Raw genomic sequence first — 8,503 nt, 5'->3', positions numbered from 1 at the left:
AATGGCCATGCTCAACCCGTCCGACTCGATCGTTGACTGGGTGCTCAAGACCGTTCCGACCATGGGCGCCGGCTGGTGCCCACCGGGCATGCTGGGCATCGGCATCGGCGGCACCGCCGAGAAAGCCGCTGTCATGGCTAAAGAAGTGTTGATGGAATCCATCGACATTCACGAGCTGAAAGCCCGTGGCCCACAGAACCGCATTGAAGAGATGCGCCTGGAGCTGTTCGAGAAGGTCAACCAGTTGGGCATCGGCGCCCAGGGCCTCGGTGGCCTGACCACCGTGCTCGACGTGAAGATCATGGATTACCCGACCCACGCCGCTTCGCTGCCGGTGTGCATGATCCCGAACTGCGCTGCCACCCGTCACGCGCACTTCGTGCTCGACGGCTCCGGCCCGGCCTCGCTGGAAGCGCCACCGCTGGACGCCTACCCGGAAATCGTCTGGGAAGCCGGCCCGTCGGCCCGTCGCGTTAACCTCGACACGCTGACCCCGGAAGACGTGCAGAGCTGGAAGCCGGGCGAAACCGTGCTGCTCAACGGCAAGATGCTCACCGGTCGCGACGCGGCGCACAAGCGCATGGTCGAGATGCTCAACAAAGGTGAAACCCTGCCGGTCGATCTGAAAGGTCGCTTCATCTACTACGTCGGCCCGGTTGATCCGGTCGGTGACGAAGTGGTTGGCCCGGCTGGCCCGACCACCGCTACGCGGATGGACAAGTTCACCCGTCAGATCCTTGAGCAAACCGGCCTGCTGGGCATGATCGGCAAGTCCGAGCGCGGCCCGACCGCAATCGAAGCGATCAAGGACAACAAGGCTGTGTACCTGATGGCCGTTGGCGGCGCCGCTTATCTGGTGGCCCAGGCCATCAAGAAGTCCAAGGTGCTGGCATTCGCCGAACTGGGCATGGAAGCGATCTACGAGTTTGAGGTCAAGGACATGCCGGTCACCGTAGCGGTGGACAGCAACGGTGAGTCGGTACACATCACCGGTCCTGCGATCTGGCAAAAGAAGATCAGCGAAAGCCTGGCGGTCGAAGTGCAGTAAGCGCTTTAACGCTGTAAAAAAAGGCCGGCCCGTCATACGACGGGCCGGCCTTTTTGTTTATTCAATGATTTGGCGATAAAAACATCGCCCATGCATACAAATCGGTCTTGCGCACCTGTCAGGTCTGACAGGTTACGTGCTGCCCGGTTCTTGATAGCGTCAGTCCACCCTCGCCCTCCGCGTGCGCAACGGACAAGACCATGGCCGATCAGGAACTGAACATCACCACACCTTCCATTGCCAAGAGTTCGTCGATTGCCACCATCGGTAAAAGTTGGGGGGCCGTCGGGCCGACCGGCGCAGCGTCGTTCGAGCTGCCGATGCCACTGTCCGCCGGGCGTGGCTGGGATCCGCAACTGTCGCTGACTTACAGCAGCCAGACCGGTAATGGCCCGTTCGGGATTGGCTGGGGACTTGCCCTCAGTCAGATCAGCCGGCGCACCAACAAGGGCGTACCGCGCTACACCGAACACGACGAGATCATCGGCCATGACGGCGAAGTGTGGATGCCGGAGCTGGAAGCCGACGGCACAATCAAGTCCCGCCATGAATCCACTTATGACAGCGAGAACATCGGCCTACACCGTGTGGTGCGCTACTGGCCGCGGGTTGAGGGGGACTTTTCCCTGCGTGAATACTGGCAACGAGAGCCTGCTTCGAAGGAGGCCGCAACGCCTGGTTTCTGGCTGATACACGGTGCCGATGGTTCGTTGCACGTCTACGGCAAAACAGCCGCCTCACGCCGTGAAGACCCACAGACTCAGGGCCGTGTCGGCGCCTGGCTGCTCTGCGAAAGCATGAACACGCGCGGCGAACACATCTGTTATCGGTACAAGGCCGATGATCAGGATCCCGACCCGATCCATGACTACAGCGCCCAGCGCTATCTGGAGCGGGTGTGCTACGGCAACTTCACGGCGAGCAAGAAATTGTATGCCTGGGAGGCGGAGGACGCGGCCCAACCGGATTGGCATTTTCAGCTGATCTTCGACTACGGCGAGCGCACTACGTCGCTGACTGAAGTCCCGGTTTACGACGGCGCCACACTGTTGCCGTGGCCCCGGCGCCCGGATCCCTTTTCAACCTATGGCCAGGGCTTTGAAGTGGGCACCCGTCGGCTCTGTCGGCAAGTACTGATGTTTCATCACTTCCCCACAGCCCCGGGCGACAAACCTCTGCTGGTTCGGCGTCTGCTGCTGGAATATCACGACCTTCAAAGAATGACGCAGTGGGCGTTCAGTCAGATCAGCGCCGCCCACTATCAAGCCTTCGATGCCAGCGGTTACGTGGAAAACACGCCGCCGGTGGAGTTCGACTACTCAGCCTTCGAAATCAATAAAACCCCGACACGCCTGCTGGCAACAGACACGCAACCGGGCGTCGAAGACGGCGGGTTCTACCAGTGCGTTGACCTCTACGGCGAAGGTGTGCCGGGGTTTCTCTGCCGCTATGACCAAGGCTGGTACTACCGCGAACCGCTACGCGCAAAAGTAGGTGGTGATGAAATCAGCTATGGACCATGGACCGCGCTGGACAGGATTCCACTGGCTGATCGCAATCGGCCGGTAATGCAATGGCTGACCGATCTGACCGGTGACGGACGTCTCGACTGGATCACCGCACAACCGGGCGCCAGCGGGTTTCGCACGCTGAATGCGCAACGCAACTTCGCCGATTTCGTGCCGTTCAACGCGTTTCCGCTGGAGTTTTTCCACACGCTGGTGCAACTGGCGGATCTCAGCGGTGACGGCCTCAGCTCGATTGCCCTGATCGGCCCGAACTCGGTGCGCCTGTACGCCAACCAGCGAGAGCAAGGGTTCGCCCGGGCCGAAGAGGTGCCGCATTCACCACCCGATGACCGCTTGCCATTATTCAGCGACTCGCCCACTGAACTGGTGCTGCTCGGCAATCTGCTGGGCAGCGACATGCCCGAACTGTGCCGCATTCGTCATGACGAAATCCGCTGCTGGCCGAACCTGGGTCACGGCCGGTTTGGTGAAGGTCGCAAGATCAGTGACCTGCCCTTCACATACGAGCAATTCGATTCATCGCGGGTACGCCTCGCCGACCTCGATGGCTGTGGGGCACCGGCGCTGATCTATCTGAAGTCCGATGTGTTCGAGATCTATCTGAACCGCGGCGGCAACGGGCTGGAACAGATCCCGGTGATCGTGCCCTGGCCGCAAGGTGTGCGTTATGACCGCCTGTGCCAGGTGAGCTTCGCCGACCTGCAAGGTTTGGGCTGTGCCAGCCTGATACTGACGGTGCCGCACCTCGCACCGCAGCACTGGCGCTACGATTTCGTCGCGGCCAAACCCTATTTGCTGACGGCCAGCAACAACAACATGGGTTGCAGCGCCAGTGTGGTGTATCGCAGTTCCGCCCAGGAATGGCTGGATGAAAAACAGCGGATGCTCAAGCTCAAGCGTCTGCCGGTTTCGCACTTGCCGTTCCCGGTGGCGGTGGTCAAAAAACAACTGCAACTGGATGAAGTCACCGGCAACTGCCTGACCCAGTCTTTCACTTGGTGCGAAGGGGTTTACGACGGCCAGGAACGCGAGTTCCGCGGTTTCGGACTGTTGCAGCAAACCGATAGTGAAAGCGCCACGGGCGATGATGACGTCGGCTTCAGCGAACCGGTTCGGGTCTGCACCTGGTTCCACACCGGGCAGTCAATGGATCGGGCGCGTGATAGCTATTTCAATGAGGATGCGCAAGCCGTCGCACTGGGCACCACACTGTTCAGCCGTTACCACGCCGGCGACGAAATCGATGAGCCCATCGCGCCGCATGACGCCGACAGTGAATACCAGATAGCCCGAGCGCTGGTCGGCTCGATCACCCGCATCGAAACCTATGCCGATGCGGATATGGATCAGCCTGGCATTGCCACGCCTTATGCGGTGCAAGAGCTACGTTATCTGGTGCGCGAAGTCCGGCCCAAAGGGCCATATGCGGCAGCTGTGTTGCTGCCGCTGGTACTGGAAAAAATCAGCTACCAGTACGACCGGTTTATCGACGATCCGCTGTGCCGTCATGAGGTCAATCTGCGCTGGAACGACTTCGGTCTGTCGACCCATGCGTTGGCCGTGAGCTACGCCCGCAGGCTTGTCGACTCGGACACGCCGCCGTTCAGCGATCCCGATGAACAACAGTGGTGGCGCGACGCTCATGACGAGGCGCAGCAATCCTTCTACATCAGCGAAACCCGCGCGCGATACATCAACCTCGACAGTAATCCCCAACAGTGGCGACTGGGCCTGCCGTGGCAACAGCGTGGCAACGCGCTGGTCTTGCCAAAAGGCCCACTGCCTGAGGGACTGTCCGCGAGTGAGGTGTGTTTCGAGCAACTGGCTTTGCATCAGGATTCGCCGCACTGGAACACTCAACGAGTCCTGACGACACAGTCGGTGCAGCGTTATGTGCAGGCGGACGGCTCGCCGCTGGACGACGGTGTCGCCGAGTTCGAAGCACTGGCCGGGCCACTGGAATTGGCGCAGTTGGACAAGACCGCACTGGACGCCTACAACGTGCTGCCGCCGCCGTTCGATATCCGTGTCGAACTGAAAAAAATCGGTTACACCGCCATGCCGTTGCTGTTTGAGGTAGAGCCGGACGATGCCGAAGAAAATCTATGGTCATCGACATTCGGCTACGCCGAGTACGCCGACCTCAAAGGGTTTCACCAGGTACACGGCTACCACGAAACCCCGAGCCATGGCGTAACCCGCGCCGAACACGACGACTTTCGGCTGGCGATCACCCGCGTCGAGTTGCCGGATGGTTGCACCACCCAGGTCGAATACGACTACCACGCGCTGCAACCGCTGCGCATCATCGATGCCAACGAGAATGTCGAGGAGGCGATTTACGAACCCTCCGGCCAACCACTGGCCACCAGTTTCCACGGTACGGAAAACGGGATGCCTGCCGGTTTCAAACCGTTGAGCGAATACCGCCGACCCGAGGACCATCGCCCGGATACCGCGATTGACGATCCGCAAGAGGCGCTGCAAAAAGCCGCCAGCACCTTGCGCAAGGACTTGTTCAGCTGGATGGGGCAGATCCCGCCCGACAACCGCGCCAGCGGCGAATGGATCGCCAACGGTTACCTCCTGCCCAGCGGCCATATTCGTGCCAGCGCCCGCCGGCGACTCGCGCGAATCGGCAATCTGACGGCGACAGAACAGCACTTGCTCGAGGCGATCGCAACAACCCGACGCGAGCCGGTACACAGCGTCGTCCTCAGCGCCGACCGCTACCCCGATGACGCCGTGCCGGCACAGATCCACATCACCAAGGCCTGCGTCGACGGCTTTGGTCGAGCGCTGCAATCCCAGCAGTTGGTTGAACCCGGCCTGGCCTATGCGGTGGACACCGACGGCTCGCTGATCGTTGAAGACGGCAAGTTCGTTGAAGTACAAGCCAATCCACGGTGGCGCGTCAGCGAGCGTGTCGAATACAACAACAAAGGCTTGGCGGTGCGCCAGTTCCGGCCGTTTTTTGCCAATGCCCACGGTTACATCAACGACCAGTCGCTGCACGATCTGGGGTACTTCGATCAGCTGTTCTATGACCCGTTGGGGCGTGCGGTCAAATTGCTCAACGCCAAGGGCGACTTCTCCCGTGAGACCTATCATCCGTGGTACCACGCCAGCGAAGACTTCAACGACACCGCTGAACCGGTGCCGCCGAAGCGGACATCACGGCGTTGAACGCCTCCGTGCATTGGCGCACGCCCTCACTCACGGTGAGTGAGGGACGGGGTCTGGCAGTTCGTCAGATCGAATATTTGCGCAGCGTTGCCGGTGAACCCGTGACTGCGCTGATAACCCGTCAGCGTCACGACGTGAATGGACGTAGCGTGGCGCAATGGGACCCGCGCTTGTCCGAGCCGAACCTATCAACGGTTTACGGGTTGGCTGGCCAGGTGCTGAAAGTCGACAGTGTCGACGCCGGGTGGCGCCTGAATCTGCCGGGGCTGGCGGGTGAACCGCTGGAGCGCTGGGACGCGCGCGGCAACCATTGGCACACGATTTTCGACGCTCAGTTGCGGGTGGTGGCGCTCGAGGAAAACGGCGAAGCAGGCGTCGATCTTTTTACCTATGCCGATGCCACCGCCGACAAGCAATACAATCTGCGCGGGCAGTTGCTGGAGCAGCAAGATCGCTCCGGTACGCTGCGCACGGACAGCTTTGCCCTGGGCGGCCAGCCACTGGCAGACACCCGCACTTTTCACGATGGCGCAGCGTTCACCAGTCGCCGGTCTTTCAATGCCCTCGGCGCAACGCTGGAACAGATCGACGCCGGAGGGCATCGCCAGCAATCGTTCCACGGTCGCTCCGGGCAGTTTCAGCAGGTGAAGCTGCTGGTCAATGGCGAGCCAGACTGGCAAACGCCGTTGCTCGATGCGCAGTACAACGCCAGCGGACAGATCATCGAACAACTGGCCGGTAACCATGTGCGCAGCTACTGGGCGTACGACCCCGCCGATGGCCGCTTGCGCACGCAGTCCAGCCGCCAAGACGCCGGGCCGGTGCTGCAAGACTTAGAATATTTTTACGACCGCGTCGGCAACCTTCTGCGTATTGAGGATCACGCCTTCGAGCCGGTTTACTTCGCCAACCAGTTGGTCGATGGTCACCGCGAGTTCACCTACGACTCGCAGTACCGACTGACCAGCACCAGCGGTTACGACGACGGCCCGCTCTCGGACATCCCGGGACTGCCGAAGCCGACCGACTCGAACAACCGCCTCAACTACACCCAGACGTACCAATACGACCACGGGGGCAATCTGATCAAGTTGAGCCACGTACGCGCTGGCGCCAACCAGACAAGGGAGATGCGCATTGATCCACAGAGCAATCGCGGGGTGCGCTGGAAACCGGGCGACCCCGATCCCGTGTTCGACACCTTGTTTGACCGCCACGGCAACTTGCTGGCACTGCTACCCGGCCAGCCCCTGCAATGGAACGCCCGCGACGAACTGCAAGGCGTGACCCTGATACACCGCGAAGGCGGTCGCGACGATGCCGAACATTACCGCTACAGCCAGGGCGCACGGGTGTTCAAACGGCATGAATTCTTTACCGATAGCGCCGAACACTTTCATCAGGTGCGCTACTTGCCGGGCCTGGAGATTCGCAACAAAGACAACGGCGAAGAACTGCACGTCATCAGCGTCGGCAACGCACGCTGCCTGCATTGGGCAAAAAATCCGCCGCGCGGCATCGACGACAATCAGCTGCGCTACAGCCTCGACGATCACCTGGGTTCCTGCGTCATGGAACTGGATCAGAGCGCACAGGTGATCAGCCACGAAGGCTATTACCCATTCGGCGCCACGGCGTGGATGGCCACAGCATCGGCCATTGAGGTGAGTTACAAATTCGTCCGCTATTCGGGCAAGGAAATGGATGTCAGCGGTTTGTATTACTACGGCGCACGCTTTTACGCGCCCTGGCTGCAGCGCTGGATCAGCGCCGACCCGGCAGGGGATGTGGACGGGCTGAATTTGTATGGGTTTGTCGGCAACAACCCGTTGTCCTACATCGATACGGATGGCAGGCAGAAAGAAAAGCAGGACATTGTCAATTACTCAAAATTCATTAACGTGCTCGGCGGACATGCAGCCACCACGCTGGAACTGATGATGAACATTGCCAAACAGCAGAACATCGGCACAGAACTGCTGAAAAACACGGTGGGGGAGTCTATCAACGCCTTCATCGGTTTCGTCGGTGGCTATTACGGCAGCCAAAACTTCGACTTTCTCCTGCCCGATAACCCGCACATGGCCAACCTCACCCTGCAGAGTAAACCGATGTATTCGCAAGGTCTGGTTGGCGGGAATATCGGCGGCGATACGGCGGGAGGGACGCTCACTCAGTTCACTCCAAGCGCAAGCCTGATAAGGCCATTGATCCCGCAAACGTCGGCTATGAGTGTAGACGCCATCGATCGAGAGATAGGTATCGCCACTTCGGACGAACCGACAGACTGGATACAGGAAGGCGCCGGCTTTTTTCTGAACCGCGTCGTAGGGTCAGTGGTTCCCGGCGTCAGTGCCATGCTCAGCATGGGCTCGCGAGTGCAGGAAGCCGAGGACATCAAGATGCGTCTGACACCGGTGAAGATCCAGAAAATCGAAGCCATGCTCGATAGTTGGAAAAGAGCCGTCGAAGAGCGCTCGGCAGGCGCGGAATGGGCGTTTGGACGCTTGAAGCAAAATACGGTGAATCCCCTTGAACTGATCCCCAATGTGACGCACATGACCCACACTTCAAATTATCAACCAATCCGGCGTAGTACCTTGCGACAGCAACGTCAGGTTGTCCTGGGCATGATCGAAAGCACCCAGACACTCGTGAACTGGTACAAGGATGACAGCACCACAGACAACCAGTATCTGAAGAAACAAGCGCAAGCCAAGCAGAAAAAGGCAGCCTGAAA

Annotated in this window: 3 protein-coding genes; all 3 read left to right on the top strand. The window is 60.0% G+C overall.

The genetic code is table 11. The annotated features are described in order from the left end of the window. Nucleotides 1-1,048: FumA C-terminus/TtdB family hydratase beta subunit (locus tag ACIOVB_RS22870; protein ID WP_401271666.1), on the top strand; the 1,048-nt coding region annotated here is incomplete at its 5' end. 200 nt (nt 1,049-1,248) lie between these two features. Continuing rightward, complete coding sequence (locus tag ACIOVB_RS22865; RefSeq protein ID WP_401271663.1) at nt 1,249-5,763, top strand: SpvB/TcaC N-terminal domain-containing protein; 4,515 nt, start codon at nt 1,249-1,251, stop codon at nt 5,761-5,763. Between the two features lie 101 nt (nt 5,764-5,864). Next, nucleotides 5,865-8,501, top strand: coding sequence for an RHS repeat domain-containing protein (locus tag ACIOVB_RS22860; RefSeq protein WP_401271660.1), 2,637 nt, complete (start codon nt 5,865-5,867; stop codon nt 8,499-8,501). The last annotated feature ends 2 nt before the right edge of the window (nt 8,502-8,503 follow it).

It is taken from the genome of Pseudomonas sp. NPDC087639, assembly GCF_044743385.1.
In the GTDB taxonomy this organism is placed as follows: Bacteria; Pseudomonadota; Gammaproteobacteria; order Pseudomonadales; family Pseudomonadaceae; genus Aquipseudomonas.
Note: the sequence above shows the minus strand (reverse complement) of the source record. Positions and strands in the feature narration are given on the sequence as shown.